We start from the raw sequence: 25411 nt of genomic DNA, 5'->3' as shown, positions 1-25411 counted from the left end.
GTCGTCCCCGTCGGCGAGCATGGGCCGACGGCGCCGACGGGGCGCCGCAGTCCCGAGGAGGAACACCGATGGCCGGCCTGCCGCGCGCGCTCGCGCCCCTGCGGCACCGCTCCTACCGCCTGCTGGCCACCTCCCTGGGGCTCTCGCTGCTGGCCCAGGGGCTGTGGACGGTCGCCCTGGTCTGGCAGGTGGTCGACCTCGGCGGCGGCCCCGGCGCGCTGTCGCTGGCCACCGCGCTGTCCGCCGGCGGCATGCTCGCCAGCACCCTGCTCGGCGGCGCCCTGGCCGACCGCGTCCCGCAGCGCCGGATCCTGCTCGGCGTCGCGCTGCTGCAGACGGCGGCGGTCGGGCTGGTCGGCGCCCTCTCGCTGGCCGGCGCGCTCGCGCTCGGGCCGCTGGCCGCCTCCGCGCTGGCGCAGGGGATCGCGATGGGGCTGTACTACCCGGCCTACTCCGCGCTGGTCCCCGGCCTGGTCCCGCCCGGCGACCTGCTGGCCGCCAACGGCCTCGAGGGCGTCGTCCGCCCGGCGCTGGCCATGGCGGTCGGGCCCGCGGCCGCCGGCCTGCTGGTGGCCGCGTTCTCCCCGGGCGCGGCGCTGGTGGCCACCGCGCTGACGTCGGCCGCCGCCGCGGCCTGCGTCGCCGCGCTGCCGTCCACGCCGGTGCGCCGCGACGACGTCGGGTCCGGCCTGCTCGCCGACGTCCGCGAGGGCGTGGCCTACATGGTCCGCACGCCGTGGCTGCTGGCCACGCTGCTGTTCGCCTCGCTCATGGTGCTGGTGCTCATGGGCCCCTTCGAGGTCTTGGTGCCCTTCGCCATCCGCGACCAGGCCGGGGGCGGGCCGTCGGAGCACGCGCTGGTGCTGGCCGCGTTCGGCATCGGCGGCGCCGTCGGGTCGGCCGTCGTCGCCTCCTACCGGCTGCCGCGGCGCTACCTGACGGTGATGAACCTGCTCTGGGGCCTGGGCTGCGTGCCGATGGTGGTCTTCGGCTGGACCTCGCAGCTGTGGGTGATGATCGCCGCGGCCGGGGTGCTCGGTGCGGCGTTCGAGGCCGGCACCGTCATCTGGGGCACGCTGCTGCAGCGGCGGGTGCCGCCGGCCCTGCTCGGCCGCGTGTCCAGCCTCGACTTCTTCGTCTCGATGGCGTTCATGCCGCTGTCCATGGCGCTGGCCGGCCCGGTCAGCGGGGTGGTCGGGCTGACCGGCACCTTCCTGCTGGCCGGCCTCGTGCCGCCGGTGCTCGCGCTCATCGCCGTGCTGGCCTGGCGGCTGCCGGCCGACGAGATCGCCCACCCGCTCGACGTCCCCGCCGAGGAGCCGGCCGCGGTGGTCACCGAGCGGGTCTGAGCACCCTCGCCTCCCACGGGCGCAGGACCGCGGGGTCGTCCTCGGCCAGGTTGCCGAGGACGACCTCCGCGCCGACCGCCTCCGGCAGCAGGCCGGCCAGCGGCTGCGGTGTCGGGCCGAGGTTGCAGACGACGAGCAGCGTGTCGCCGTCGAGGCCGCGGGTGAACGCGTACACGTCGTCGTGGTCGGGCAACAGCATCGTGAAGTCGCCCAGCGCCACCACCGGGTCCTCGTGCCGCAGCGCGATCAGCCGGCGGTGGTGGGCGAACACCGAGGCCGGGTCGTCGCGCTGGGCCGCGGCGTTCCACTCCGTGTGGTCGGGGTTGACCGCGATCCACGGCGTCCCGGTGGTGAAGCCGGCGGCCGGCGAGGCGTCCCACTGCACCGGGGTGCGGGCGTTGTCCCGGCTCATCCGGCGCATCGCGGCGAGCACCTCGGCGGGATCGGCACCGTGCGCCACGGCCTGCACGTGGTGGTTGAGCGACTCGACGTCGCGGAACTGCTCGAGCGCGGTGAACGGGAAGTTGGCCATCCCGATCTCCTCGCCCTGGTAGACGTAGGGCGTCCCGCGGTGCAGGTGCAGCAGCGTGGCCAGGCAGGTGGCGGAGTCCCGCCGGTACCGGGGCGAGTCGTCGCCGAAGCGGGACACCGCCCGCGGCTGGTCGTGGTTGTCCCAGTAGAGGCTGTTCCAGCCGACGTCGGCCAGCCCCGCCTGCCAGCGGCCCAGCGAGGCCTTGAGGTCGCGCATCCGCAGCGGCCGCGGGTGCCACTTGTCGCCGTCGAAGTCCAGGCCGACGTGCTCGAACTGGAACACCATGTCCACCTCGGCCCGCGCCGGGTCGGTGAACAGCCGCGCCTGCTCCACCGTCACACCCGGCATCTCGCCCACCAGCAGCAGCGTCTCGGGGTGGCCGGCGAAGACCGCGCGGTGCATCTCCTGCAGGAACTCGTGGATGCGCGGACCGCAGAGGAACGACGCCGACCCGTCGCCGAAGGGGAGGCCGGGCAACTGCGGCCCGTCGTGCAGGTGACCGTCCGGCGCGACGTCCTTGCTGATCATGTTGATGACGTCCATGCGGAACCCGTCGACCCCGCGGTCGAGCCACCACCGCATCATCGCGTACACCGCCTGTCGGACCTCCGGGTTCTCCCAGTTCAGGTCCGGCTGCTTCCACGCGAACAGGTGCAGGTAGTACTCGCCGCTGGCCTCGTCGTACTGCCAGGTGGAGCCGGAGAACGCCGAGTGCCAGTTGGTCGGCTCGGCGCCGGGCTGTCCCGCCGCCATCCCCTCCCGCGGCGGCCGCCACCAGTACCAGTCGCGCTTGGGGGAGTCCCGCGAGGACCGGGACTCGACGAACCACGGGTGCTCGTCGCTGGTGTGGTTGACCACCAGGTCCATCACGAGCCGGAGCCCGCGCGCGTGCAGCGCGGCGACGAGCTCGTCGAACTGCGCCAGGGTGCCGAACAGCGGGTCGATGTCCTGGTAGTCGCTGATGTCGTAGCCGTTGTCGGCCTGCGGCGAGGGGTACACCGGCGAGAGCCAGACGACGTCGACCCCGAGGTCGGCGAGGTGGTCGACGCGCTGCAGGATCCCGCCGAGGTCACCGACCCCGTCCCCGTCGGAGTCCTGGAACGAGCGGGGATAGACCTGGTAGACGACGGCGCGCTTCCACCACGGCGGTTCCTCGGGGCTCACCCCGCCAGCCCAGCACTCCCCGGCCCCGCCCGCACCCGCGCGGCCTCCCGGCGCCGCTGGTTGGATGGCCGGGACCCGTCGGGGACCCACCCGGCACCTGATCCGAGGAGGACCGATGGCCCAGCCCCTGAGCCGTCCCGACGTCGAACCGCCCACCGGCCCCGCTCCCGACGACCTGGTGATCGAGGACCTCGTCGTCGGCGAGGGCCAGGAGGCGAAGGCCGGCGACCTCGTCAGCGCGCACTACGTCGGCGTCACCCACGACGGCGGCGAGCAGTTCGACGCCTCCTGGGACCGCGGCGACCCGCTGGAGTTCCGCCTCGGCGTCGGCATGGTCATCCAGGGCTGGGACGAGGGCATCCAGGGCATGCGCGTCGGCGGCCGCCGCCGGCTGACCATCCCGGCGCACAAGGCCTACGGCGACCGCGGCGCCGGCGGCGTCATCCGGCCGGGCGCCACGCTCGTCTTCGTCGTGGACCTCGTCGGCGTCCGGTAGCGGACCGCTCCGTCCCGCGCTCGTGCTCTGCCCCCGATCGGGGGCAGAGCACGAGCGCGCGGGGGACCCCACGGCGCGCGGGGTTCCGAGACCAGCGGTTGTCGGGCGCGACCACGGGGCACCGCAGGCGCCATGAGCGAGCCGGTGCCCACCCGTGACCACGCCCTGGTGAAGGAGGGCTCCGGGACCGGGTCGGGCGGTGAGTCCACCGGCACCGTCGTCGTCGCCGGGCTGGCCAACCTCGGCATCGCGATCGCCAAGCTGGTCGGCGGCCTGGTCAGCCACTCCTCGGCGATGCTGTCGGAGGCCGCGCACTCGTTGGCCGACACGATCACCGAGGTCCTGCTGTTCGTCGCGCTCAAGCGCGGCGCCAAGGCGCCGGACGCCCGCCACCCGGTCGGGTACGGGCGCGAGACCTACTTCTGGGCGCTGCTCGCCTGCCTGGCCACCTTCACCCTCGGCGCCGGCTTCTCCTTCTACCAGGGCGTCGAGACGATCCTCGAGGGCGAGGAGCAGGGCTCGCCGACGATCGCGTACGTCGTGCTGGCGGTCTCCTTCGTCCTCGAGGGTGCCTCCTGGCTCAAGGCCGTCCGGCAGGTGCGCGGCGCCGCCCGCAAGTGGGGGACGACGCCCCGGCGCTACCTCGCCGAGACCACCGACACCACGGTCAAGGCCGTCACCTTCGAGGACAGCGCCGCGCTGGTCGGCCTCGTCCTCGCCGCGCTGGGGCTCTTCCTCGAGCAGGTCACCGGCGACCCGGTGTGGGACGGCCTCGCCGCGATCCTCATCGGCGTCCTGCTGCTCGTGGTGGCCGGGTCGCTGGCGCGGGCGAACGTCTCGCTGCTCGTCGGCCAGTCCATCTCCCCGCGGCTGCAGGACGACCTGCGCGCGGAGATCGCCGGGATGCCGCAGGTCGACGACGTCCCCGTCCTGTTCACCACGGTCATCGGCCCCGGGCAGCTGGCGGTCATGGCCAAGGTCGACTTCGCCGACACCGCGACCGTCGCCGACATCGAGCGGGCCTCCGACGAGGCCGAGCAGCGGCTGGTCGCCCGGCACGAGGGTGTCCGCTACGTGTTCCTCGACCCGACCCCGGGCGACGGGCGGGCCCGGGCGGAGGTGCAGCGGCCGGAATGAGCGCGCGCGGCCCGCGGTTGACCGGGCCGTGCGCATCGAGGTCTGGTCCGACGTCGTCTGTCCGTGGTGCTACATCGGCAAGCGCCGGCTGGAGGCCGCGCTGGAGCGGTTCCCCCACCGCGACCGGGTCGAGGTCGTGTGGCGGTCCTTCCAGCTCGACCCCTCGATCCCCGAGGGCGAGACGCACCCGACCCTCCCGGCGCTGGCCGCCAAGTACGGCCGCCCGGTCGAGGACATGCGGGCGATGATGCGGCACGTCGAGGAGACCGCCGCCGGTGAGGGCCTGTCCTACGACCTCGCCAACGGAGTCAGCGGCAACACGCTGCTCGCGCACGAGCTGACCCACCTCGCCGCCGAGCGCGGGCTGCAGGGCGCGATGGAGGAGCGGCTGTTCTCCGCCCACTTCCAGGAGGGGCGCTCGGTCTTCGACGTCGACTCGCTGGTCGCGCTGGCCGTCGAGGTGGGCCTGGACGAGGCCGAGGTGCGCGCGGCGCTGGCCGACTCCCGCTTCCGCCCGGCCGTGCTCTCCGACGTCGCCACCGCCCAGGCGCTCGGCGCCACCGGGGTGCCCTTCTTCGTCGTCGACCGGAAGTACGGCGCCTCGGGCGCCCAGCCGGCCGAGCTGCTGCTCCAGGTGCTCGAGCGGGCCTGGGCCGACGCCCACCCGCTGCTCACCGTCCCCGCCGCCGAGGGCTGCGACGACGTCACCTGTGCGGTCTGAGTAAGGACCCCTCCTCCCCACCCCTCGCACGCTCGGGGTGGTGCCCTGGAGGGGGCCACTGGGCGGACGGCCCCTCACCCGGCGGGTGAGGGGCCGTCGTCGTGCGTGGGCCTACTTCATCGCCGGGCCGCCCTGGTCGGTGCCGGAGACGTTCTTCAGCAGCTCGTGGCAGCGCCGGGCGCGCGCCGAGTCCTGCTCCATGACCTCGCGGAAGAAGGCGGCGATGTCGTCCAGGCCGGCGTTCTCGGCGTCCCGGACGTACTGGCCGTAGTCGTGCCCGGCCTTCAGCGAGTGGTACTGCACGGAGATCAGGTCGAACGCGACGTCCTCGAAGCCGGTCTCACCGGTGGCCATGGCGACCTCCTCGTCGTCGGGGGTGGGACGCCGGTGCAGGTGCCCCGCGGGCACCGGCCGAAAACGGGTGCTCAGGCGGGGTTGCGCGGTGCCTCGGAGAATGCGCCGCCGGTGACGTCGCCGCCACCCGCGTCGTCGGCGAGCGTCTGCCCGGCCGTGGTCGGCGGGTCGTCGGCGGCGAGCTCGTCCGCGCCGGTCGACGCCGGGTCGTCGTCGGCCGAGGCGAGGTCGGCGCCCTCGGCGTAGGCGCCGGGGTCGGCCTGCGTCGTCCGGGGGTCGTTCAGCGGGTCCGGGACGTCGGGGTCGGTGACGGTCATGCGCCCTCCCTGCCCCTGGCGTCGTGGCGGCAACCCCTCGCCAGATGCGTAAACGACGTGTTACACATTGGCCATGGAGGCGCTCGCGGCACTCGCGGACCCGACGCGGCGGCAGCTCCTGGCGCTGCTCCGGGACGGCGAGCTGCCCGCGGGTGACCTGGCCGGGCGGTTCACGGTGAGCCGGCCGGCGATCAGCCGGCACCTGCGTGTGCTGCGCGAGGCCGGGCTGGTCTCCAGCCGGGTCGAGGGCCGCCGGCGGCTCTACGCACTCGACCCGCGCCCGCTGAGGGAGCTCGACGACTGGCTGGGGGCCTACCGCGAGCTGTGGGCGCAGCGGTTCGACGCCCTCGACACCGAGATCGCCCGCGGCCGCCGGGCCCGGGTCCACACCCCGACGGACGGAGACCCGCCGTGACCGACCTGCAGACCCCCGCCGACCCGCCCGTCGACCGCCGGGGTGTGGTCACCGAGCTGCCCGATGGCCGTCTCCGGCTGGAGTTCCGCCGCTCCTGGCCGGACGGCCCCGACGAGGTGTGGGCAGCGCTCACCGAGCCCGACCGGATGGCCCGCTGGATCGGCACCTACGAGGGTGAGCGGGCTCCCGGCGGGCGCGGGAGCTTCACGATGACCCACGAGTCGGAGCCGGCGAGCGAGGAGGTGACGATCGTCGAGTGCGACCCGCCGCGCCGGCTGGTCGTCGAGTGGGTGCAGGCCGGCGACGACAACTGGCGCGTGGAGCTCGCCCTCGCCGTGGAGAGCGGCCGGACGACGCTGCACTTCGTCCAGGTCTTCGCCGCCGGCACCGACGTCACTGACGTCGCCCTCGGCTGGCACTGGTACCTCGACAAGCTCGACGCCGTCGCGGGCGGGCGCCCCGACCCCGGCGACTGGGACACCTTCCTCGCCGCGACCGGCCCCGAGTACGGCCGGCCGTCGGACTAGCGGCGCCCGAGCGCGGCCATCGCCGCGGCGGTGGCCAGGCCGACGGCGACCACCGCCGTCTCCGCCCGCTCCGCCCCCGCCGGGGTGAGCCGGCGCCGGACCAGGCGCTCCTGCAGGTAGCCCGGCACCAGGGCGGCGCCCACCCACGCCAGGACGGTCGCCGCCCGGGGGTCGGGCCGGGCCGCCAGCCGCGCCAGCGCCCCGGCGTGAACGGCCAGCGTCCAGGCCGGTGGCCCCAGGGCCGTCCCTGCCCACCAGGTGTCGCGGCCGACGGTGGCCGCCGACCCGGACAGCAGCGGCGTGTCGAAGGCGTGCCGCCGACGCAGCGACAGCGCCACGCCGGCCAGCCCGGCGGCGAGCTGTACCGCGGAGACGGCGAGCAGCGCTGCGCGCCGTCCGGTCATCGCGCGCGCTCGGGGACCTGCACCGGCGCGGGGCCGGTCCACGGACCGAGCCGGCCGAGGAACTCCCGGCGGCGGCCCAGCCGCGGGCCGGCCTGCACCGGGTAGGTGTCGTGGGAGCCGGTGAGGTCGCGGGCGGCGTGGACGGCGAAGTTCGGGTCCTCCTGCGCCTCCCGCGCGACGGCCACCAGGTCGGCCAGGCCCCCGGCGACGACGGCCTCGGCCTGGCGCGCGTCGACGATCAGCCCGACCGCCATCGTGGCCACGCCGGCGCCCTCGCGGATCGCGGCGGCGAAGGGCACCTGGTAGCCATAGCCCAGCGGGTGCTCCCAGCCGCCGAGGCCGCCGCCGGAGGCGTCCACGACGTCGACCCCGCGGGCGCGCAGCTCGCGGGCGAGGGCCACGGTGTCCTCCAGCGTGATCCCGTCGGGGGTGCCGTCGACCGCAGACACCCGCACGAACAGCGGACGGTCCTCCGGCCACGCCGCGCGCACCGCCTCCACCACCTCCAGCGGGAACCGCCACCGGGCCTCCCGGCTGCCGCCGTAGCCGTCGGTGCGCAGGTTGGACAGGGGCGACAGGAACTGGTGCAGCAGGTAGCCGTGCGCGGCGTGCACCTCGACGACGTCGAACCCGGCCTCCAGCGCCCGGCGGGTGGCCGCGACGAACGCCTCGCGCACCTCCGCCAGCTCCGCGACGGTCAGCTCGTGCGGCACCGGCCAGCCCGGGCCGACGGGCACCGGGCTGGCCGAGACGGTCGGCCAGGGCTGCTCACCCGGCAGCGCGGTCTCCGGCGTCACCGCCGTGCCGCCCTGCCACGGGCGGTGGCTGCTGGCCTTGGCGCCGGCGTGCGCCAGCTGGATGCCCGCGACCGCGCCGGAGGCGCGCAGGAAGGCGGCGATCCGCGCCAGCCCGGGCACGTGCGCGTCGGACCACAGACCGACGTCGCCGTGGCTGATCCGCCCCTCCGGGGTCACCGCCGTCGCCTCGACGACGACCGTGCCGAAGCCGCCGAGGGCGAAGCGCCCGAGGTGCACCAGGTGGTAGTCGCCGACCAGGCCGTCGGTGACGGAGTACTGGCACATCGGGGCGACGACGAGGCGGTTGGGCAGGGTCACCCCGCGCAGCGTCAGGGGCGCGAGGAGGGCGGGGGAGGCTCCGGATCCGGGCGTGAGGCTCATCACGTGGACCCCTCAACACGGCTCCGACCTGCGGTGTTCCCGGTCACTCCGGAGCGCGGGACCAGACGTCCTAGACGTAACATCTCTCACCGTTACAGGCGGGTGTCCCCGCTTGTACGCTGACCCGACCCGGACGGCCGGACGCGTTCCGCCGGACCCGGGTCACAGCACGCACCGGCGCCGGTGTCCGTCGACACCCGGCGTGCCCAGAGGATGGAGACGCCGTGACTTCCGTGGCCACCCCCGGTCTCGAGAACGCCCCCACGACGCACGCCCGGCTGCTCGCCTGGGTCCGCGAGATGGCGGAGCTGACCACCCCGGACCAGGTGGTGTGGGTGGACGGCACCGACGAGGAGTGGGAGCGGCTCACCCAGAAGCTGGTCGACGCCGGCACCTTCACCCGCCTGGAGAAGAAGCCCAACTCGTTCTGGTGCGCCTCCGACCCCAGTGACGTCGCGCGCGTCGAGGACCGCACCTTCATCTGCTCGGTCGACGAGGCCGACGCGGGGCCGACCAACAACTGGATGGCCCCCGACGAGATGAAGTCGGTCATGACCGAGCTGTACCGGGGCTCGATGCGCGGCCGGACGATGTACGTCATCCCGTTCTGCATGGGCCCGGTCGAGGCCGAGAACCCGATGTTCGGCGTGGAGCTCACCGACTCCGAGTACGTCGTCGTCTCCATGCGGGTCATGGCGCGCATCGGCAGCCGGATCCTCGAGGCCATGGGCACCGACCGGCCGTTCGTGCCGGCCATGCACTCCCTCGGCGCCCCGCTCGAGCCGGGCCAGGAGGACGTGCCCTGGCCGTGCAGCCAGACCAAGTACATCGTGCACTTCCCCGAGGAGCGGGCCATCTGGTCCTACGGCTCGGGCTACGGCGGCAACGCCCTGCTGGGCAAGAAGTGCTACTCGCTGCGGATCGCCTCGGCGATGGCGCGGGACGAGGGCTGGCTCGCCGAGCACATGCTGATCCTCAAGCTGACCAGCCCGCAGCAGAAGACGTACTACGTGGCGGCGGCCTTCCCGAGCGCCTGCGGCAAGACCAACCTGGCGATGCTCGAGCCGACCATCCCGGGCTGGAGGGTCGAGACCCTCGGCGACGACATCGCCTGGATGCGGTTCGGCGAGGACGGCCGGCTCTACGCGCTCAACCCCGAGTACGGCCTGTTCGGCGTCGCGCCGGGCACCGGCTGGGACACCAACCCCAACGCGATGCGCACCATCGACCAGGGCAACTCGGTGTTCACCAACGTCGCGCTCACCGACGACGGCGACGTCTGGTGGGAGGGCATGACCGACGAGCCGCCGGCGCACCTCACCAGCTGGAAGAAGCAGGACTGGACGCCGGACAGCGACGAGCCCTCGTCGCACCCGAACTCGCGGTTCTGCACCCCGATCACCCAGTGCCCGATCCTCGCGCCGGAGTACGAGGACCCGAAGGGCGTGCCGATCTCGGCGATCCTCTTCGGCGGCCGCCGCAAGACGACGATCCCGCTGGTCACCGAGGCGCGGGACTGGAACCACGGCGTGTTCATGGGCGCCACGCTCTCCTCGGAGACGACGGCCGCGGCCACCGGCGCCGTCGGCGTCGTCCGCCGCGACCCCTTCGCGATGCTGCCGTTCATCGGCTACAACGCCGCCGACTACTTCGGCCACTGGGTCGAGACCGGCAAGATGCACGACGCCACCAAGCTACCGCGGATCTTCTACGTGAACTGGTTCCGCCGCGACGAGGACGGCGGCTTCCTGTGGCCGGGCTTCGGCGAGAACAGCCGCGTGCTCAAGTGGGTCATCGAGCGCCTCGAGGGCACCGCCGCCGCCGAGGAGACCGCCGTCGGCCACGTGCCCACGCCCGACTCGCTCGACGTCTCCGGCCTCGACATGAGCGAGGACCAGGTCCGCAAGGCCCTCGCCGTCGACAAGGACGAGTGGCGGCAGGAGGTCCCGCAGATCACCGAGTGGTTCGAGAAGTTCGGGGACAAGCTGCCCAGCACCATGTGGGACGAGCTGGAGATCCTCAAGAGCCGCCTCGCCTGAAGACCCCCACCGCGCCGACGCGCGCGGTGGGACCCCACGGCCCCGCACGGACAGCGTCGTCCGGGCGGGGCCGTGCTCGTCCGCTCACGCTCCGCCAGGTGCCTCCCAGCCGGGTGCCCGGACGTCGGTTAGCGTGACGGGCGAACCCGCGTCCCCCTGACGACAGGTCGCTCCCCGGTGCCCAATCCCTACCTGCACGTGCTGCGCACGCCGCACGCGCTCCCCATGGTGCTCGCTGCCTTCATCGGCCGGCTGCCGTTGTCGATGGTCGGGCTCGGCTGCGTCCTGCTGGTCGCCGACGAGACCGGGTCCTACGGCCTGGGCGGCACCGTCGCCGCGGCCGGCGCGGTCACCACCGCCCTGGCCGGGCCGGTCCTCGGCCGCCTCGCCGACGCCTTCGGGCAGCGCCGCACGCTGATCCCCGTCGTCGTGCTCTTCGCCGCGGCCGGCGCGCTGTTCCTCACCGCGGTGAAGGAGGACTGGCCGCGCTGGACCTTCTTCGTCACCGCCGGGGTCGCTGGTGCCTGCATCCCGCCGGTCGCCTCGATGATCCGCGTGCGGTGGACGCACCTGCTGCGCGGCACCACGCGGCTGCCCGCGGCGCTGGCCATGGAGTCCGTCGTCGACGAGATGGTCTTCATCGTCGGGCCGGTGCTCGTCACGTTCCTGTCGACCACCGGTCACGCGACCTCGGGCGTGGTCACCGCGTTCACCCTCGCCGTCGTCGGCGCGCTGCTGTTCGCCGCCCAGGGCCGCACCGAACCGCCGCCGCACGGGCACGAGGCGCGCCGGGGGCCCTCGGCCATCCGCACGCCCGGACTGCGGGTGCTGTTCGTGGTCGGCGCCGCCGTCGGGTCGATCCTCGGCACGCTCGAGATCGCGCTGGTCGCCTTCGCCGACGAGGTCGGGGCGATGGCGCTGTCGGGGGTCCTCATCGCGGGGCTCGCCGTCGGCTCGATGGTCAGCGGCATCGGCTGGGGCGCGGTGCACTGGCGGCACCCGCTGCGGCACCGGCTGCTCGTCGTCCTGGTGGTGCTCACCGTCCTGTCCGTGCCGCTGGTGCTCATCGGCAACGTGTGGGTGATGATCCCGTTCGTCGTGCTGGCCGGGGTGGCCGTCTCGCCGTCGCTGATCAGCTCGTTCACCCTCGCGGAGCTGATCGTCCCGAAGTCCGCCGTCACCGAGGCGTTCACCTGGATCGGCACCGCGCTCGGCCTCGGCGTCGCCGTCGGCACCTCGATCGCCGGCAAGGTCGTCGACACGGTCAGCGCCAACGCCGCCTTCCTCGTCGCGACGGTCTCGGCCGGGATCGCCGCGGTGGTCGTGATCGCCGCGCAGCGGCTGCTGCACGTGCCGGCCGAGAACCTGGTCGAGCCGGCACTCGCCGGTGAGGTCACCGGCTGAGCCGGTGACCCGTCCCCGGCCGGCGGCCGGCGGCGGCCGCGTCCTCGGCGTCGCACCGGAGCGGCTCGGCCGCTGGCTGGACGGCGTCGTCGCGCGCCACGGGGCGCTGGAGGCGAGGGCCGGCGACGACGGCGCGGTGGACGTGGCGTGCGCCGACGGCACCACGCTGACGCTGCGCGCGCCCTTCGGGTGGACGCCGTCGGCCCCGCTGCTGACCGCCTTCACCGCCGCGGCGCGGCAGCCCCGGCGCGCCGCGGTGCTGCTCGTGCGCCGCGGCCGCTGGGCCACCGGCGTCTTCGACGGCGCGGACCTCGTCGTCTCCAAGGTCGACAGCCGCCTGGTGCAGGGCCGCAGCGCCGCCGGCGGGTGGAGCCAGCAGCGCTTCGCCCGGCGCCGCGGCAACCAGGCCGACGCCGTCGTCACCTCGGCCGCCGACACCGCCGCCCGGGTGCTGCTCCCGCACGCCGGCGGGGTGGCCGCCCTGTTCACCGGCGGCGACCGGGGGATGGTCGATGCCGTGCTCGCCGACCCCCGGCTGGCGCCCCTGGCGGCACTGCGCCGGGAGCCGGCGCTGGAGGTCGGCGAGCCGACGAAGGAGGTCCTGCTGGCCACCCCGGGGCAGTTCCGCGCGGTGCAGGTCCACATCGTGGAGCCCGGCGACCGCCCCTGACCTCAGCCGTGGGGCTGCAGGACCAGGCGGATCGGGTTGCCCTCCTTGCGCTCGAGCATCTCGACGCCGCGGGCGGCCTCCGCCAGCGGCAGCGTGCCGGAGATCGAGCGCGACAGGTCGAGGCGGCCGTGCCGGACCAGGCGCACGAGCTGCTCGACGTGCGCGGGCTCGGAGCCGTAGTGGCCGAGGATCCGCTGGGAGAAGTAGCTGAACTGGGTGCCGTTGCGGATGGTCAGCGGCTGGTCGGTGAGGCCGACGAGCACCAGCGCGCCCTCGCGCTCCAGGCAGCGCACGGCCTGCTCGCGCACCGCGGCGACGCCGGCGAAGTCGAAGGCGTAGGCCAGGCCCGCGCCGCCGGTCAGCTCCCGCACGCGGGGAGCGATGTCCTCGGAGGGGTCCAGCGCGAGGTCGGCGCCGAAGGCCAGCGCCCGCTCCCGGGCGGACTCGACCGGGTCGACGGCGACGATCGGCGCCGCGCCGGCCAGCCGCAGCAGCTGCACCGCGTGCGCGCCCAGGCCGCCGATGCCCCACACGCCCACCGGCTCGCCGGCGCGCACCCCCGCCGTCTTCACGATCGAGGCCCACGGCGTCGAGACGGCGTCGGGCACGATGCACGCCTGCTCGAAGGGCAGGTCGTCGGGGATGGGCACCAGCGTCTCGACGGTGGCCAGCGCGTACTGCGCCCACCCGCCGTCGTAGTCGACGCCGCGGGTGTGGATCCACCCGTCGACCTCCTCGCCGGCCTGCAGGGTGACCCGCTCGCCCGGCTGCCGGCCGGTCACGCCCTCGCCGAGCTCGGCGACCACGCCGGCGACCTCGTGCCCGAGGGTGACCTCGTCGCCCTGCAGGAACAGCGGGTTGAGCTGGCCCTCGATGAGGTGGACGTCGGACAGGCAGATGCCGGCGGCGCGCACCTCGACGAGGACCTGGCCGGGGCCGGGCGTCGGGCGCGGCACCTCCTTGACCTCGAACTGCTTGGTGCGCACGTTGAGCCGGCCGGCGAGCATCGAGTCGGGCATGCCCCGATACTCCCCGGGGGTCGTTCCCGTTCCACCGGCGCCCCCGGGGAGGGGGTGACGCGGAGCACGTCCCGGCGTAGCGTCCACCGACCGTGTCAGCGACATCGACCGACACGACCGTGACCGCCACCCCGACCGACCCCGTCCTCGCCGCCGAGCGCGCCCACCTGGCCCTCGCCGACGACTGCCTCACCGAGATGCGCACCGCCGCCGGCGCCGTCGTCGACGCCGGCGTGGACGCGTGGGCCTCCGAGCGGCTGGGCGCCGCCCGCGCCGAGCGGCTGCGCTCCCTGGCCGCCGACCCCGGCGTGCCCGCCTTCTTCGGCCGCACCGACGGTGCGGAGGAGACCTTCCACATCGGCCGCCGGCACGTCCGCGACGCCACGGGCACCCCCGTGGTCATCGACTGGCGGGCGCCCATGAGCCGGCCGTTCTACCGGGCCAGCGCCGCCGATCCGCAGGGCCTGGTCCGCCGTCGCCGGTTCGGCTTCTCCGGCGGGGAGCTCACCAGCTACGAGGACGAGCTGCTCGCTGCCGGCGAGGAGGGCGACGGCTCGCTGCTGCGGGCCGAGATCGAGCGCCCGCGCAGCGGCCCCATGCGCGACATCGTCGCCACCATCCAGCCCGAGCAGGACGAGATCGTCCGCGCCCCCCTGGCCGAGTCGGTCTGCGTGCAGGGCGCCCCGGGCACCGGCAAGACGGCGGTCGGCCTGCACCGCGCCGCCTACCTGCTCTACACGCACGGCGGGCAGCTGGCGCGCACCGGCGTCCTCGTCGTCGGCCCCAACCGCGCGTTCCTGCGCTACATCGAGCAGGTGCTGCCCACCCTCGGCGAGGTCGACGTCGACCAGACGACGGTCGCCGAGCTCACCGGCCGGGTGCCGGTGCGGGCGCAGGACGCTCCGGAGGTCGCCGTCCTGAAGGGCGACGCCCGCATGGCCCAGGTGCTCGAGCGGGCGCTGTGGGGCGCGATCGCCAAGCCGGCCGACGACGTCCTGGTGCCGCTGGCCGGCCGCCGGTACCGGGTGCCGGTGGAGCGGCTCAAGCGGTTCGTCGACGACCTGCGCCGCCGCGGCCGGGTCGCCGACGACCAGCAGCGGCTGCACTACGCCGCCGGACGCGAGCGGCTGGCGATGCTCCTGGCCGGGGACGCGCGGCGGCAGAAGGAGGAGGCCGGCGGCAGCCCGAGCGACGCCGAGACCCGCCGCGCTGCCCGCAGTCCCGAGGTCCGCGCGTTCTGCGACGCCGTCTGGCCCGCCCGCGACCCCGCCGGCCTGGTCGCCGAGCTGCTCGGCGACCCCGCCGTCCTCGCCCGCGCCGCACGCGGCGTGCTCACCGAGGAGGAGCAGGCGCTGCTGCACCGCCCGGCGCCGCGCTCGGTGCGCAGCACGCCCTGGAGCGCCGCCGACGCCGTCCTGGTCGACGAGGTGGCCGGGCTGCTCGAGCGGACGGCCGGCTACGGGCACGTCGTCGTCGACGAGGCGCAGGACCTCTCGCCGCTGCAGTGCCGCGCGGTGGCCCGCCGGCTGGCCGCCGGGTCGCTCACCGTGCTCGGCGACCTCGCCCAGGCCACCAGCCCCTGGTCGCCGGCGGACTGGGCACCCACGCTCGCGGGCCTGGGCCGGCCGGGGACCGCCGTCCGCCCGCTGACCCGCGGCTACCGCGTGCCGGGGGAGGTCCTCGACTACGCCAACCGGCTGCTGCCGGCGATCGCGCCCGGCCTGCCGGCGGCCTCCGCCGTGCGGCGCGAGCCCGGTGCGCTCACCGTGCGCCCGGTGGCCGACCTCGCCGGTCCGCTGGCCGAGGTGGTGGCCGACCTCGCGGCCGGTCCCGGCTCGATCGGCGTGGTCTGCGCCGACGCCGCGGTGCCCGAGGTGGCGCGGCTGCTGGGCGCCGCGGGGCTGGAGGCGGCGGTGCTCGCCGACGACGGCTCGCCCGCCGCGCGGATCGCCGTCGTGCCGGCCACGCTGGCCAAGGGCCTGGAGTTCGACGCCGTCGTCGTGGCCGACCCGGCGGCCATCGTGGCCGCCGAGCCGCGCGGGCTGTCCCGCCTCTACGTGGTCCTCACCCGCGCGGTGAGCACCCTCGTCGTCCTGCACCGCGACGACCTGCCCGACCTGCTGGCCGGCTGAGGTGGTCCCCCGACCGCGGGACGGTACGGCGCGGGTGGTTGTGGCCGGCGGTGATCTCCGTTTCCATGAGCGCCGCCGAGGAGGGGGGCTCATGGACCGGCACGACAGCCGGGCCGGCACGCTGCTGCGGCTGGCCGCGACGATCGTGGTCGCCGGGGTCCTGGTGGCCGGTCTGCTGCTCCCGTGGATCGGCGGCCCGACGGTCGCCGCGCAGCAGTCCACCGGCCTGCTCGGCGACCTGCCCACCGAGTTCACCGACGACCCGCCGGCCGGGAACACCGTCCTGCTGGCCGCCAACGGCGAGCCGATCACGTACTTCTACGACGAGAACCGCGACCCGGTCGAGCCGGAGGAGATCGCGGGCGTCATGAAGGACGCGCTGGTGGCCATCGAGGACTCCCGCTTCTACGCTCACCGCGGTCTCGACGTGCAGGGGACGCTGCGCGCGCTGGCCACCAACATCGCCGCCGGCGAGGTCGCCGAGGGCGGGTCGACGCTCACCCAGCAGCTGGTCAAGCAGACGCTGCTGCAGACCGCCGACACCCCCGAGGAGCGCACCGCCGCCACCGAGCAGACCGTGGGCCGCAAGCTGCGCGAGGCGCGCCTGGCCCTGGCGCTGGAGGACCTCTACAGCAAGGACGAGATCCTCGCCCGCTACCTCAACATCGTGTACTTCGGGCAGAACGCCTACGGCGTGCAGCCGGCCGCCCGGGCGTACTTCGGTGTGGACGCCGCCGCGCTCACCCTCCCGCAGGCGGCGCTGCTGGCCGGTCTGGTGCAGAGCCCGGTGAACGACGACCCGTTCACGAACCCGGAGGCCGCCACCGACCGGCGCAACGAGGTGCTGTCGCGGATGGCCGACCAGGGCCTCGTGACCGCCGACGAGGCGGCCGCGGCCGCGGCCGAGCCGCTCGGGCTGGCGCCCGGACCGGCACCCCCGCGCGGCTGCGTCGAGGCCACCGTCGGCCCGTTCGTCTGCGACTTCGTGCAGCGCTACGTCGTCCAGGAGCTGGGGCTCGCCCAGGAGGAGCTCGACAACGGCGGCTACACGATCCAGACCACCCTCGACGTCGAGCTGCAGCGCTCCGCCGACGCCGCGGTGCTCCAGACGCTGCCGCGGGAGGACTCGCTGGCGGCGATGTTCAGCGCGGTGGAGCCCGGCACCGGGCACCTGCTGGCGATGGCCGTCAACCGGACCTTCGGATACGACCTCGGCGACCGCACCCAGGAGTCGTTCAACCTCAACACCTGGCCCAGCCAGGGCTCGGGGTCCACGTACAAGGTGTTCACCGCGGCCGCCGCGCTGGCCCGCGGCTACTCCTCGTACTACTCGCTCACCGCGCCCGACCCGTACGTCTCGCGGGTCTACTCCGGCCCGTGCCAGGGGCGGAACACCGACGGCCGCTACTGCGTGCGCAACGCCGGCTCGGGCTACCGCTCCACGCTGGACATGACGACGGCGCTCTACCAGTCGTCCAACACCTACTTCCTCGCGCTGGAGGACGCCCTCGGCAGCGTGGAGGAGCCGGTGCGGATGGCCGAGGCGATGGGGCTGTTCCAGTTCAGCCCGCCCGAGCTGCCGCAGCAGATCATCGACGAGAACCGGGGGTCGTTCACCTTCGGCTCGGAGGCCACCAGCCCGTTGGCGCTGGCCAGCGCCTACTCGACCCTGGCGGCCAGCGGCACCCAGTGCGACGTCGTCCCGGTGACCGCCGTCCTGGACCAGAACGGGGAGCCGGCCGTCGGGGCTGACGGCGAGCCGCTCCCGGTGGGCGACCGGTGCACGCCGGAGGCCGTCCCGCCCGGGGTGGCCAACACGCTCAACCAGATGCTCCGCCGGGACGTCGAGCCGGGGAACCCGGGGCAGACCGGCTCGCGCGCCTACGTCCGCGGCCACCAGATCGCCGGCAAGACCGGTACCTCGCAGGAGAACTACTCGATCGCCTTCGTCGGGTACACGCCGGAGATCACCGCCAGCGTCATGGTGCTCAACCCCAAGCGGAACGAGGACGTCGGCGGTTTCGGCGGCGGCAAGGGCGCCACCATCTGGCGCGACGCCATGGCGCCGATCCTCGAGGCCCGCGGCAGCGGTGAGTTCCCGCCCGCCGACGAGACCGTGCAGAACGGCAACACCCGCCCGGTGCCCGGCTGCGGCGGGGTCCGGTCCTGCGAGCGGACGCTCACCGACGCCGGGTTCTCCCCGCGGACGGCCCGGGTCGACAGCGACGAGCCGGCCGGCACGCTGCTCGGCACCAGCCCGCCGCGCGGCGGCCGCGCGGTGCCCGACCAGGAGATCGTCATCCTGGTGAGCAACGGCAGCGACTACGTCGAGCCGGCGCCCGAGCCCGAGCCCCCGGCCGACCCCGCACCGGACCCGGCCCCCGCGCCGGAGCCGCCCCCGGCGACCGAGCCGCCCGCGCCCGAGACCCCGGCACCCGAGCCCCCGCCGCCTCCGGCGCCGGAGCCGGGCACGCCCGCGCCGGAACCGCCCGCGCCGGAACCGCCCGCGCCCGCCGCCCCTGCGCCCGACGCCCCTGCCCCCGGCGCCCCACCGCCCGAGTTCCCCGGACCCGGGGACCCGGGCCCCGGCTTCCCGCCCACCGCCTGACGCCCGCCCAGCCGCTCGTCGAGGGACTGGGTGAGCAGCCACCCGGACACGAGCACCAGGTGCAGCAGGAACAGCCAGAAGCCGATGGCGACCATCGCGCCCACGACCACCAGGCCGCCGAAGGGCGCGCCGAGGTCCAGCGGCAGGGACAGGAACACCACGAAGCCCTGCAGGAACCCCGAGAGGCACGCGGCGGTGAACAGCGCCCCGCTCACCAGCGCGCCCCACCGGTGCGACCCGCCGGCCACCACGCCGAAGCCCCAGAGGATCGGCACGGTCAGCACGAACAGCACGGTGTAGTAGCCGACGGCGAACCGGCCGAGGGCCGGCCCGAACCCGTCCTCGCGCGCCAGGTCGGCCATCAGCGAGGCGGCCAGCAGCAGCGGGTAGAGCAGCAGCGGCGTCACCACGACCAGCGGCAGGGTGGCCAGCCGCCCCCGCCAGGCCGTGAGGCTCTCCTGCCGCTGGCTGAACCGCAGCAGCGCCCGCCGCAGGCCCTCGCCGTAGAGCGACAGCGGCAGCAGGGCCAGCACGAAGCCCAGCAGGTCCAGCCGGACACCGGCGTCGACCAGCCGGGACACCGCGCCGGGCGCCCCCAGGGCGGCGGGCAGCAGCTCGGCCAGCCGGCCGCTGAGCGTGCGCACCTCACCGGGAGAGGTCACCAGCGCGGTCAGCCGGACGGCCACCAGGATCAGCGGCACCACCGCGATCCCCGCGTAGAACGTCAGCCCGGCGCCGATGAGGGCGAGGTCGCGGCCGCGCAGCAGCCGGCGGCTCCCGGCGAGCAGCGCCCGGGACTCGATCCCCAGCCGGTGCGCCGTCCACGTGCGCCCGGGATCCACCCCCTCAGCCCACCAGCCCGGGCGGCGGCGCGCCCGTCGGGGCAGGGCAGCGACGCCTCAGTCGTCGCTGCCCTCCTCGTTGGTGCTGGCGTCGTCGGTCGTGGGCGCGTCGTTGCCGGGGTTGGGGCCGGTCTCCTGGCAGCTGGCGTCGTTCTCGTTGCTGGCGTTCTCGCCGCTGGCGTCGCAGTTGGTCGAGCCGCGCGAGAAGTCGGTGTTGTCGCCGCAGGCGACCAGCGAACCGAAGAGGGCGACCATGACCAGCGGGCGGGCCAGGCGCATCCGGAGCGAGGAGGACATGCCGTCATCGGTACACGCCCGGGCGCCTCGCCAAACGGGCGGGGGGTGGCGCAGGTGGTTGAACCCGTCACCGGTTGTGAGCGATGTAATTACACGGAGGTGATTGTCACGTGCGGGTCACGGCCCTTACGCTGAGTGTGTTCAACGGGGCGCTCCGTCACCAGCCTGGGTGACACCCCGTGGACGCCGTCGAGCCGGTCCTCCCCCTGGGAGGCCGGGCCGGGGACCCACCTGAGCACTGGGGTGTAGCGCGCTCGTGCGCGCCGGGCGACTCCACGCCCGAACCCGTCAGCTAACCCGGTAGGCGGCATGGGAGAAGGAGAGACAGCCGCGTGGCGTCCCTGCGCACGTCCGTCCCCGGCATGCCCGCGACCCGCCAGTCGCCCCGTCGGCCGCACGGCCGCCGCGCCGCCCTCGCCCTCGTCGGCGTCCTCGGCGTCGGTCTCGGACTCGGTGCCGCCCCGGCCCCGGCCCTGGCGGAGGAGCCGACGACGTCGGCGCAGGCCGCGGAGCTCGTCGCCGCCCGCGGGCACGAGCTCGAGGTCGTCACCGAGACGTTCAACGAGGCGCGCGAGGCCCTGGGTGCCCAGCAGGCCGCCGCCGACGCCGCCGCCGCGCAGCTGGCCGCCGCCCAGGCCGCCGTGGACACCGCGCGCAGCCAGGTCGTCGGCATCGCCCGCTCGGCCTACACCGGCGAGAGCATGGGCTCCCTGCAGGCGCTGATGACCAGCGAGACCGCCGACGAGTTCGTCAACCGCGTCTCGCTGCTGCAGGGCGTCGCCGGCTACCAGGGCGAGCTGCTCGGCCAGGCCGTCACCGCGACCGAGGCGGCGAACACGGCGCAGGCCGCCGCCACCGAGGCCGCCGCCGAGGCGCAGCGCCAGTACGACGCCGTCGCCGCCCAGCAGGCCGAGCTCGAGTCGCAGATCGCCGACTACCAGGCCGACTACGCCCGGCTCAGCGCCGACGAGCGCCGCGCCGCCCTCGAGGCCGCGGCCGCCGCGCACGCCGCCGAGGCCACCCGCGCCAGCCGCGACGAGGAGCGCGAGGACACCGCCTCGTCGTCCGGCTCGTCGTCGTCCGGCTCGTCGTCGTCCGGGTCGTCGTCGGCCGCCGAGGAGCCCGCCGCCGCGGCCGCGCCGGCCAGCGGGGTCGCCGGGACCGTCGTCGCCACCGCCATGGCCCAGCGCGGCAAGCCCTACGTGTGGGCGGCCGCCGGCCCCGGGTCCTTCGACTGCTCCGGCCTGACGCAGTACGCCTTCCGCGCCGCCGGGATCAGCCTCCCGCACTCGAGCAAGATGCAGTCCCAGATGGGCACCGCGGTCTCCCGCGCCAACCTGCAGCCCGGTGACCTGGTGTTCTTCTACAGCCCGGTCAGCCACGTGGGCATCTACATCGGCAACAACCAGATGGTCCACGCGCCCACCTCGGGCGACGTCGTCAAGGTCGCGAGCATCGACGTGATGGGCGGCTACGCCGGCGCCCGCCGCATCGGCTGACCTCCGCACCAGGATCCCGCTCCCAGGACCCCGGCACCGCTCAGGTGCCGGGGTCCTGCCGTGTCCGGATCTGCTGCAGCAGGCCCCACACGAAGGCCGCCGTCGCCCCCGAGGGCAGCCGCACCTCCCAGCGGGTGACCACCTGGGGGTCGACCTCCACGGCGCCGGGCAGGCCGCTGACGTCGGCCACCACGTGCTCCCAGACCCGCAGCCGCCCGTCGGCCGCCGGCGGCACCGGGGAGCCCGCGGCCCGCACCAGGTGCTCGTGCAGCACGCTGCCCCCGGGCCCGGACAGCACCTCCCAGCGCAGGTGCGGCCACAGCGGCAGCGGCCAGCGGCGGACCTCGAGGTCGAGGTCGCCGAAGCGGCGGTCCTCGGTCTCCGGGGCCGGCCCGAGGACGGCGGTGCGCAGCGCCAGGCCCCGCGGCGCCCGCGGCGCGTGGTGCAGCGCCTGCCAGCGGGTGTGCGCGGCGTGCGCCTCCGCGCGGGTGGCGCCCAGGCGGGGGAGCGCGGCGGCGACGAGGTCGGGCCGCAGGTCGGCCATGCGGCGCAGCAGGACCAGGCAGAACTCCCGCCGCGCCAGCCCCCGCACGGTCCGCGAGCCTGCCACCCAGCTCACACCCGCGGGCGGGACACCCGGGCGCCCTGCCACGTTGGGACGACGGAACCCCGTCCCCAGCGCAGGAGCCCCCGCACCGATGAACCCCCGCACCGTCGCCCTGGCCTTCCGCACCGTCGCCGTCGCCGAGGCCCTGTCCTGGATCGGCCTGCTGGCCGGGATGTACGTGAAGTACGTGCCCGAGACCTCCGAGGTGGGCGTGCAGGTCTTCGGCCCCATCCACGGCGCGGTGTTCGTCGTCTACGTGCTCGTGGCGCTCGTCGCCGCCCGGGTGCTCGGCTGGTCCCGCGGCACGGCGCTCCTGGCGCTGGTGGCCTCGGTCCCGCCGCTGGCCACCGTGGTGTTCGAGCGCTGGGCCGGGCGCACCGGGCGGCTCGGAGCGCCCGCCCGCGCCTGACCTACCGTTCCGGGCATGCCCGAGCCCGTGCTGCCCTCGACCGCCCGCACTCTGCTGGCCCGCACCGCGCGGGTGCAGCGCGACGGCCGGGCGCCGAGCCTGGTCGCCGGCGTGGTCCGGGACGGCCGGCTGGCCTGGTCGGCCGGGCGGGGCGAGGTCGCCGAGCCGCACACCGACGTCCAGTACCGGCTGGGCTCGATCAGCAAGACCGTCACCGCCGTCGCGGTCATGCGGCTGCGCGACGAGGGCCGGCTCGCGCTGGACGACCCGCTGGAGCGCCACGTCCCCGGGACCCCGTTCGGCGACCGCTCGGTCGGGCAACTGCTGTCGCACCTGGCCGGCGCCGCCGCGGAGAGCCCGGGCGGCTGGTGGGAGCGGGTGCCCGGCGGCTCGCTGGCCGAACTCGCGCTGACCGGCGAGCACGCCGTCCTGGGGGAGGCCCGGCGCTTCCACTACTCGAACCTCGGCTTCGGCCTGCTCGGTGAGCTGGTGGCCCGGCTGCGCGGGCGGTCCTGGGACGACGTCGTCACCGACGAGGTGCTCGCGCCGCTCGGCATGACGCGGACGACGCCGCGCCCGTCCGGCCGGGCCGCGCAGGGCTACGCCGTCCACCCGTGGGCCGACGTCGTCCTGGCCGAGCCCGAGCACCACGCCGGCGTGATGGCCGCGGCCGGCCAGCTGTGGGCGACCCTCGCCGACCTCGCCCGCTTCGCCGCCTTCCTGCTCGGCGACACCGGCGACGTGCTGTCCCCGGCGACGCTGGAGGAGATGGCCGTGCCGGCCGGCGTCGACCCCTCCTCCCCGGCGTGGTCGGCGTACGGGCTGGGCCTGCAGGTGATGCGGGTCGACGGGCGCACGCTCACCGGCCACGGCGGCTCGATGCCGGGGTTCCTCGCCGGGGTGTTCGTCGACCGCGAGGAGGGCACCGGCGGCGTCTCGCTGGCCAACACCACCAGCGGCCTGGACGCCCTCGTGCCCGGACTGCTCGCCGACCTGCGCGCCGCCGAGCCGCGGGTGGTCGAGGCCTGGCGCCCGGCGGAGTCGCCGGTGCCGCTGGACCAGCTCGGCATCTGGTACTGGGGCCCGGCGCCGCTCGCCCTGCGCGCGGTGGCCGGTGGCCTGCTGCACCTCGGGCCGCTGCCCGGGCGCTCGGGGCGGGCCAGCCGCTTCCGCCCGTGCGCCGACGGGACCTGGGTGGGCCTCGACGGCTACTACGCGGGCGAGCCGCTGCGGATCGCGCCGGACCACCTGGACCTGGGCACGTTCGTCTTCACCCGCGAGCCCTACGACCCCGCGGCGCCCGTGCCCGGCGACGTCGACCCCCGCGGCTGGACCACGCCCTGAGCGGGCACTTCCGTGGAGTTGCCCGGTGCATCTCCGCGGAGGTGCACCGGGTCAGGGGCGGTCGAAGGCGTCCATCGTCGTCTTGAGGACGGCGCCGTAGGCCAGGTGCGGCACGACGTCGCTGATCCAGTCGGTGGCCGACCACGTCCGCGGGTCGGTGATGCCGAGTGCGGTCATCGGCCCGTTGGCGACCACCAGCACCCCCAGCGTGGTGAGCAGCGTCCCCACCAGCGGCTGCGACCGGAACCCCGACGCCCGCGCCAGGCCGGTGAGCACGCCGACGCCGATCCCCGCGACCAGGCCGGTCATCGGGCCGAGCCCCGCGATGCGGTTCTGCCGGTGCTCCTCGTCGCCGGGGATGGGCACGTGCGCCTTCTGCGCGAGCGCCTCCACCGTCTGCTCGGGGGTGGAGCTCGACCCGCGCCCGCGGAGGGTCATGTCGAGGTAGGTGACGGCGTTGAGGGCGGTCGTCCCCGCCGCCCCGGCCGCGGCGCCCCGCACCGCCCAGCCCAGGGTGCTGATGCCCCGCTTGCCCTTGCCGATCGTCCCGACGGGGGTGCGCTTCGCCATGCCGCCCGCGGTACCCGCCGCGCTCACCTGGGCAAACGGGCGCACCCTGGGTGGGTGGACGACGCCGGCCCGGCCCTCGAGCGCGCGATCGAGGTGCTGCTCGACGCCCGGGCGCCCGGCGCCACGATCTGCCCGTCCGAGGCGGCCCGCGCCGTCGACCCGGAGGGCTGGCGCGACCTGATGCCGCAGGCCCGCGCCGCGGCCGGCCGGCTGGCGCGGCGGGGCGAGGTCGAGGTGACCCAGCGCGGCGCGGTGGTCGACGTCGCCACCGCCCGGGGCCCGGTGCGGGTCCGGCGGGTCAGCCGCTGACCGGCAGCGGGCGGGCCAGGAACGCGGCGAGCAGCCGGGCGGTGCGGTCGACGGTGCCGGTGTGCAGCACCTCGTACCCGTGGGTGCTCAGCGTCGGCAGGCTGAGCAGCGCGGCCCGGGCGGTCTGGCCGGCGGCCTGCGACTGCGAGGCGTCGGAGTCGAAGGACTGCCAGACCGCGGTCTGCGGGTCCAGGCCGAGCTCGCGGCCGACGTCGACCAGCGCGTCGGCGACGGCCCGGTCGTAGACGACGGCGTCGTCGGCGTAGGCCACCACCGGCCCGCCGTCGACGGTGACCTGGTACTCCGCCTCGGCGGGGCCGACGTCGAGGGCGAGCGTGAGGTCGCCGGGCAGCGTCCGGCTCGCGTAGGAGGCGCCGATACCGCCCATCTCCTCGCTGGTGGTGGCCACGAGGTACACGTCGCCGTGCGGGCGCCCCCGCAGCAGCCGGGCCGTCCCGACCATCGCGGTGAGCGCGGCCCGGTCGTCGACGAAGTAACTGCCCACGAAGTCGCCGAAGCGGGTCAGCCCGCGCCGGTCGGCGTGCACGCACACCCGGGTGCCGGGGTGGACGCCGGCGGCGGCCAGGTCCTCGCCCGAGCGCCCGGTGAAGACGTAGACGTGCGACCAGTCCATCGCCTTGTCCCCCTGGTCGGGCTTGGTCTCCCAGATCCGCGTGCTGTCCGCGGTGGTGTGCTCCGACCCGAGCACCAGGACGCCGGTCAGCGTCTCCTGCCGGCCCAGCACGGCCACCGGGCCGAGGCCGAAGTTGCCGGGGTACATCACGCCGAGGGAGGTCACCCACAGCGTGCCGTCGGGGTCGATCCGCTTGACGATCATCGACAGCTCGTCGAGATGCGCCATGACCCGGACGGCCGGTGCGGACCGGTCCGTCCCGTGCAGCAGGGCCACCAGGTTGCCCGCCGGGTCGACCGAGACCTCGTCGGCGAGCGGCTCGAGCTCCCGCCGGACGACGTCGCGCACGGCCGCCTCCCCGCCGCAGGGGCCGTAGGTGCGCAGCAGCTCGTCGAGCAGGTCGGGCAGCGGGGTGGGCGGCACGGGGTCTCCCT

Annotated in this window: 25 protein-coding genes, 1 pseudogene and 1 riboswitch; of the genes and pseudogenes, 15 read left to right on the top strand and 11 right to left on the bottom strand. The window is 75.3% G+C overall.

The genetic code is table 11. The features are described 5' to 3' along the window. Positions 1-68: 68 nt before the first annotated feature. Positions 69-1349 (top strand): MFS transporter, encoded by a 1281-nt coding sequence (locus FN207_RS02785; RefSeq protein WP_142456800.1) that lies wholly within the window; start codon positions 69-71, stop codon positions 1347-1349. Here the strand turns inward: FN207_RS02785 and FN207_RS02780 are convergent. Beyond that, on the bottom strand, positions 1333-3045 hold the full coding sequence (locus FN207_RS02780) for an alpha-glucosidase (RefSeq protein WP_142456799.1): 1713 nt from the start codon (positions 3043-3045) through the stop codon (positions 1333-1335). The genes FN207_RS02785 and FN207_RS02780 overlap by 17 nt on opposite strands. Before the next feature lie 115 nt (positions 3046-3160). Here FN207_RS02780 and FN207_RS02775 point away from each other — a divergent pair, with 115 nt between their 5' ends. From FN207_RS02775 to FN207_RS02765, 3 genes are all read left to right on the top strand, one after another. Next, the gene (locus FN207_RS02775) at positions 3161-3541 is read left to right on the top strand and encodes an FKBP-type peptidyl-prolyl cis-trans isomerase (RefSeq protein ID WP_142456798.1); all 381 of its coding nucleotides are present in this window, start codon (positions 3161-3163) and stop codon (positions 3539-3541) included. A 132-nt stretch (positions 3542-3673) separates the two neighbouring features. After that, complete coding sequence (locus FN207_RS02770) at positions 3674-4678, top strand: cation diffusion facilitator family transporter (RefSeq protein ID WP_142456797.1); 1005 nt, start codon at positions 3674-3676, stop codon at positions 4676-4678. 28 nt (positions 4679-4706) lie between these two features. Beyond that, entirely contained in the window at positions 4707-5399 is a 693-nt protein-coding gene (locus FN207_RS02765; protein WP_142456796.1) for a DsbA family oxidoreductase, read from the top strand. 111 nt (positions 5400-5510) lie between these two features. Here FN207_RS02765 and FN207_RS02760 read toward each other — a convergent pair whose 3' ends face one another. Both FN207_RS02760 and FN207_RS02755 read right to left on the bottom strand, forming a co-directional pair. After that, positions 5511-5753: an acyl carrier protein gene (locus FN207_RS02760; protein WP_142456795.1), complete on the bottom strand. Its 243-nt coding sequence runs from the start codon at positions 5751-5753 to the stop codon at positions 5511-5513. Between the two features lie 71 nt (positions 5754-5824). Next, entirely contained in the window at positions 5825-6070 is a 246-nt protein-coding gene (locus FN207_RS02755) for a hypothetical protein (protein ID WP_142456794.1), read from the bottom strand. A 73-nt stretch (positions 6071-6143) separates the two neighbouring features. On the opposite strand from FN207_RS02755, the gene FN207_RS02750 reads away from it, so the two are divergent. After that, positions 6144-6485, top strand: coding sequence for an ArsR/SmtB family transcription factor (locus FN207_RS02750; protein WP_142456793.1), 342 nt, complete (start codon positions 6144-6146; stop codon positions 6483-6485). After that, positions 6482-7012 carry an SRPBCC domain-containing protein gene (locus FN207_RS02745; protein ID WP_246065704.1) on the top strand — a complete coding sequence of 177 codons (531 nt, stop codon included), beginning with the start codon at positions 6482-6484 and terminating at the stop codon, positions 7010-7012. Before FN207_RS02750 ends, FN207_RS02745 begins: the two co-directional genes overlap by 4 nt. Here the strand turns inward: FN207_RS02745 and FN207_RS02740 are convergent. Both FN207_RS02740 and FN207_RS02735 read right to left on the bottom strand, forming a co-directional pair. Then, complete coding sequence (locus tag FN207_RS02740) at positions 7009-7416, bottom strand: hypothetical protein (protein WP_142456792.1); 408 nt, start codon at positions 7414-7416, stop codon at positions 7009-7011. The two genes, FN207_RS02745 and FN207_RS02740, sit on opposite strands and share 4 nt — an antisense overlap. Then, complete coding sequence (locus tag FN207_RS02735; RefSeq protein ID WP_142456791.1) at positions 7413-8594, bottom strand: NADH:flavin oxidoreductase/NADH oxidase; 1182 nt, start codon at positions 8592-8594, stop codon at positions 7413-7415. Before FN207_RS02735 ends, FN207_RS02740 begins: the two co-directional genes overlap by 4 nt. A 224-nt stretch (positions 8595-8818) precedes the next feature. On the opposite strand from FN207_RS02735, the gene FN207_RS02730 reads away from it, so the two are divergent. From FN207_RS02730 to FN207_RS02720, 3 genes are all read left to right on the top strand, one after another. Continuing rightward, complete coding sequence (locus tag FN207_RS02730; RefSeq protein ID WP_142456790.1) at positions 8819-10633, top strand: phosphoenolpyruvate carboxykinase (GTP); 1815 nt, start codon at positions 8819-8821, stop codon at positions 10631-10633. Between the two features lie 177 nt (positions 10634-10810). Then, entirely contained in the window at positions 10811-12037 is a 1227-nt protein-coding gene (locus FN207_RS02725) for an MFS transporter (RefSeq protein ID WP_142456789.1), read from the top strand. 4 nt (positions 12038-12041) lie between these two features. Next, entirely contained in the window at positions 12042-12707 is a 666-nt protein-coding gene (locus FN207_RS02720) for an acVLRF1 family peptidyl-tRNA hydrolase (RefSeq protein ID WP_142456788.1), read from the top strand. 2 nt (positions 12708-12709) lie between these two features. Here FN207_RS02720 and FN207_RS02715 read toward each other — a convergent pair whose 3' ends face one another. Beyond that, entirely contained in the window at positions 12710-13726 is a 1017-nt protein-coding gene (locus tag FN207_RS02715) for a zinc-binding dehydrogenase (RefSeq protein ID WP_221888001.1), read from the bottom strand. Positions 13727-13845: 119 nt separating this feature from the next. On the opposite strand from FN207_RS02715, the gene FN207_RS02710 reads away from it, so the two are divergent. Both FN207_RS02710 and FN207_RS02705 read left to right on the top strand, forming a co-directional pair. Next, positions 13846-15858 (top strand): HelD family protein, encoded by a 2013-nt coding sequence (locus FN207_RS02710; RefSeq protein WP_221888000.1) that lies wholly within the window; start codon positions 13846-13848, stop codon positions 15856-15858. A gap of 91 nt (positions 15859-15949) precedes the next feature. Continuing rightward, a complete protein-coding gene (locus FN207_RS02705; protein WP_142456786.1) occupies positions 15950-18466 on the top strand; it encodes a transglycosylase domain-containing protein in 2517 nt (838 codons plus the stop codon). Between the two features lie 23 nt (positions 18467-18489). On the opposite strand, the pseudogene FN207_RS02700 reads toward FN207_RS02705, so the two are convergent. Both FN207_RS02700 and FN207_RS02695 read right to left on the bottom strand, forming a co-directional pair. After that, positions 18490-19308 (bottom strand): annotated as a pseudogene (locus FN207_RS02700) (YhjD/YihY/BrkB family envelope integrity protein); the annotation flags it as partial. Positions 19309-19365: 57 nt separating this feature from the next. Then, positions 19366-19605: a hypothetical protein gene (locus tag FN207_RS02695; protein WP_142456785.1), complete on the bottom strand. Its 240-nt coding sequence runs from the start codon at positions 19603-19605 to the stop codon at positions 19366-19368. Positions 19606-19782: 177 nt separating this feature from the next. Further along, a riboswitch (cyclic di-AMP (ydaO/yuaA leader) is annotated at positions 19783-19926 on the top strand. 11 nt (positions 19927-19937) lie between these two features. Between FN207_RS02695 and FN207_RS02690 the strand changes: the two genes are divergently transcribed. Further along, positions 19938-21104: a C40 family peptidase gene (locus FN207_RS02690; protein WP_246065702.1), complete on the top strand. Its 1167-nt coding sequence runs from the start codon at positions 19938-19940 to the stop codon at positions 21102-21104. A gap of 40 nt (positions 21105-21144) precedes the next feature. On the opposite strand, the gene FN207_RS02685 is transcribed toward FN207_RS02690, so the two are convergent. Beyond that, positions 21145-21714: a hypothetical protein gene (locus tag FN207_RS02685; RefSeq protein WP_142456783.1), complete on the bottom strand. Its 570-nt coding sequence runs from the start codon at positions 21712-21714 to the stop codon at positions 21145-21147. An 88-nt stretch (positions 21715-21802) separates the two neighbouring features. Here FN207_RS02685 and FN207_RS02680 point away from each other — a divergent pair, with 88 nt between their 5' ends. Together FN207_RS02680 and FN207_RS02675 are read left to right on the top strand one after the other, a co-directional pair. Then, on the top strand, positions 21803-22120 hold the full coding sequence (locus FN207_RS02680) for a DUF3817 domain-containing protein (RefSeq protein WP_110906889.1): 318 nt from the start codon (positions 21803-21805) through the stop codon (positions 22118-22120). 15 nt (positions 22121-22135) lie between these two features. After that, entirely contained in the window at positions 22136-23464 is a 1329-nt protein-coding gene (locus FN207_RS02675) for a serine hydrolase domain-containing protein (RefSeq protein WP_142456782.1), read from the top strand. Between the two features lie 51 nt (positions 23465-23515). On the opposite strand, the gene FN207_RS02670 is transcribed toward FN207_RS02675, so the two are convergent. Continuing rightward, positions 23516-24034 (bottom strand): hypothetical protein, encoded by a 519-nt coding sequence (locus tag FN207_RS02670; RefSeq protein ID WP_142456781.1) that lies wholly within the window; start codon positions 24032-24034, stop codon positions 23516-23518. Positions 24035-24088: 54 nt separating this feature from the next. On the opposite strand from FN207_RS02670, the gene FN207_RS02665 reads away from it, so the two are divergent. Next, the gene (locus FN207_RS02665; protein ID WP_142456780.1) at positions 24089-24343 is read left to right on the top strand and encodes a DUF3253 domain-containing protein; all 255 of its coding nucleotides are present in this window, start codon (positions 24089-24091) and stop codon (positions 24341-24343) included. Here FN207_RS02665 and FN207_RS02660 read toward each other — a convergent pair. After that, positions 24333-25400, bottom strand: a complete 1068-nt coding sequence (locus FN207_RS02660) for a M42 family metallopeptidase (protein WP_142456779.1) — start codon at positions 25398-25400, stop codon at positions 24333-24335. The genes FN207_RS02665 and FN207_RS02660 overlap by 11 nt on opposite strands. Positions 25401-25411: the final 11 nt, after the last annotated feature.

The organism is Geodermatophilus aquaeductus (assembly GCF_900182545.1).
GTDB classification, from domain to species: domain Bacteria; phylum Actinomycetota; class Actinomycetes; order Mycobacteriales; family Geodermatophilaceae; genus Geodermatophilus; species Geodermatophilus aquaeductus.
The sequence above is the reverse complement of the archived record's forward strand: the minus strand, read 5'-3'. Positions and strand labels throughout refer to the sequence as shown.

Coding starts and splice junctions, on each gene's coding strand:
- FN207_RS02670 (WP_142456781.1), bottom strand. CDS start 24,034: ATGGCGAAGCGCACCCCCGTCGGGACGATCGGCAAGGGCAAGCGGGGC.
- FN207_RS02740 (WP_142456792.1), bottom strand. CDS start 7,416: ATGACCGGACGGCGCGCAGCGCTGCTCGCCGTCTCCGCGGTACAGCTC.
- FN207_RS02735 (WP_142456791.1), bottom strand. CDS start 8,594: ATGAGCCTCACGCCCGGATCCGGAGCCTCCCCCGCCCTCCTCGCGCCC.
- FN207_RS02715 (WP_221888001.1), bottom strand. CDS start 13,726: ATGCCCGACTCGATGCTCGCCGGCCGGCTCAACGTGCGCACCAAGCAG.
- FN207_RS02695 (WP_142456785.1), bottom strand. CDS start 19,605: ATGTCCTCCTCGCTCCGGATGCGCCTGGCCCGCCCGCTGGTCATGGTC.
- FN207_RS02755 (WP_142456794.1), bottom strand. CDS start 6,070: ATGACCGTCACCGACCCCGACGTCCCGGACCCGCTGAACGACCCCCGG.
- FN207_RS02675 (WP_142456782.1), top strand. CDS start 22,136: ATGCCCGAGCCCGTGCTGCCCTCGACCGCCCGCACTCTGCTGGCCCGC.
- FN207_RS02760 (WP_142456795.1), bottom strand. CDS start 5,753: ATGGCCACCGGTGAGACCGGCTTCGAGGACGTCGCGTTCGACCTGATC.
- FN207_RS02680 (WP_110906889.1), top strand. CDS start 21,803: ATGAACCCCCGCACCGTCGCCCTGGCCTTCCGCACCGTCGCCGTCGCC.
- FN207_RS02705 (WP_142456786.1), top strand. CDS start 15,950: ATGGACCGGCACGACAGCCGGGCCGGCACGCTGCTGCGGCTGGCCGCG.
- FN207_RS02750 (WP_142456793.1), top strand. CDS start 6,144: ATGGAGGCGCTCGCGGCACTCGCGGACCCGACGCGGCGGCAGCTCCTG.
- FN207_RS02785 (WP_142456800.1), top strand. CDS start 69: ATGGCCGGCCTGCCGCGCGCGCTCGCGCCCCTGCGGCACCGCTCCTAC.
- FN207_RS02775 (WP_142456798.1), top strand. CDS start 3,161: ATGGCCCAGCCCCTGAGCCGTCCCGACGTCGAACCGCCCACCGGCCCC.
- FN207_RS02770 (WP_142456797.1), top strand. CDS start 3,674: ATGAGCGAGCCGGTGCCCACCCGTGACCACGCCCTGGTGAAGGAGGGC.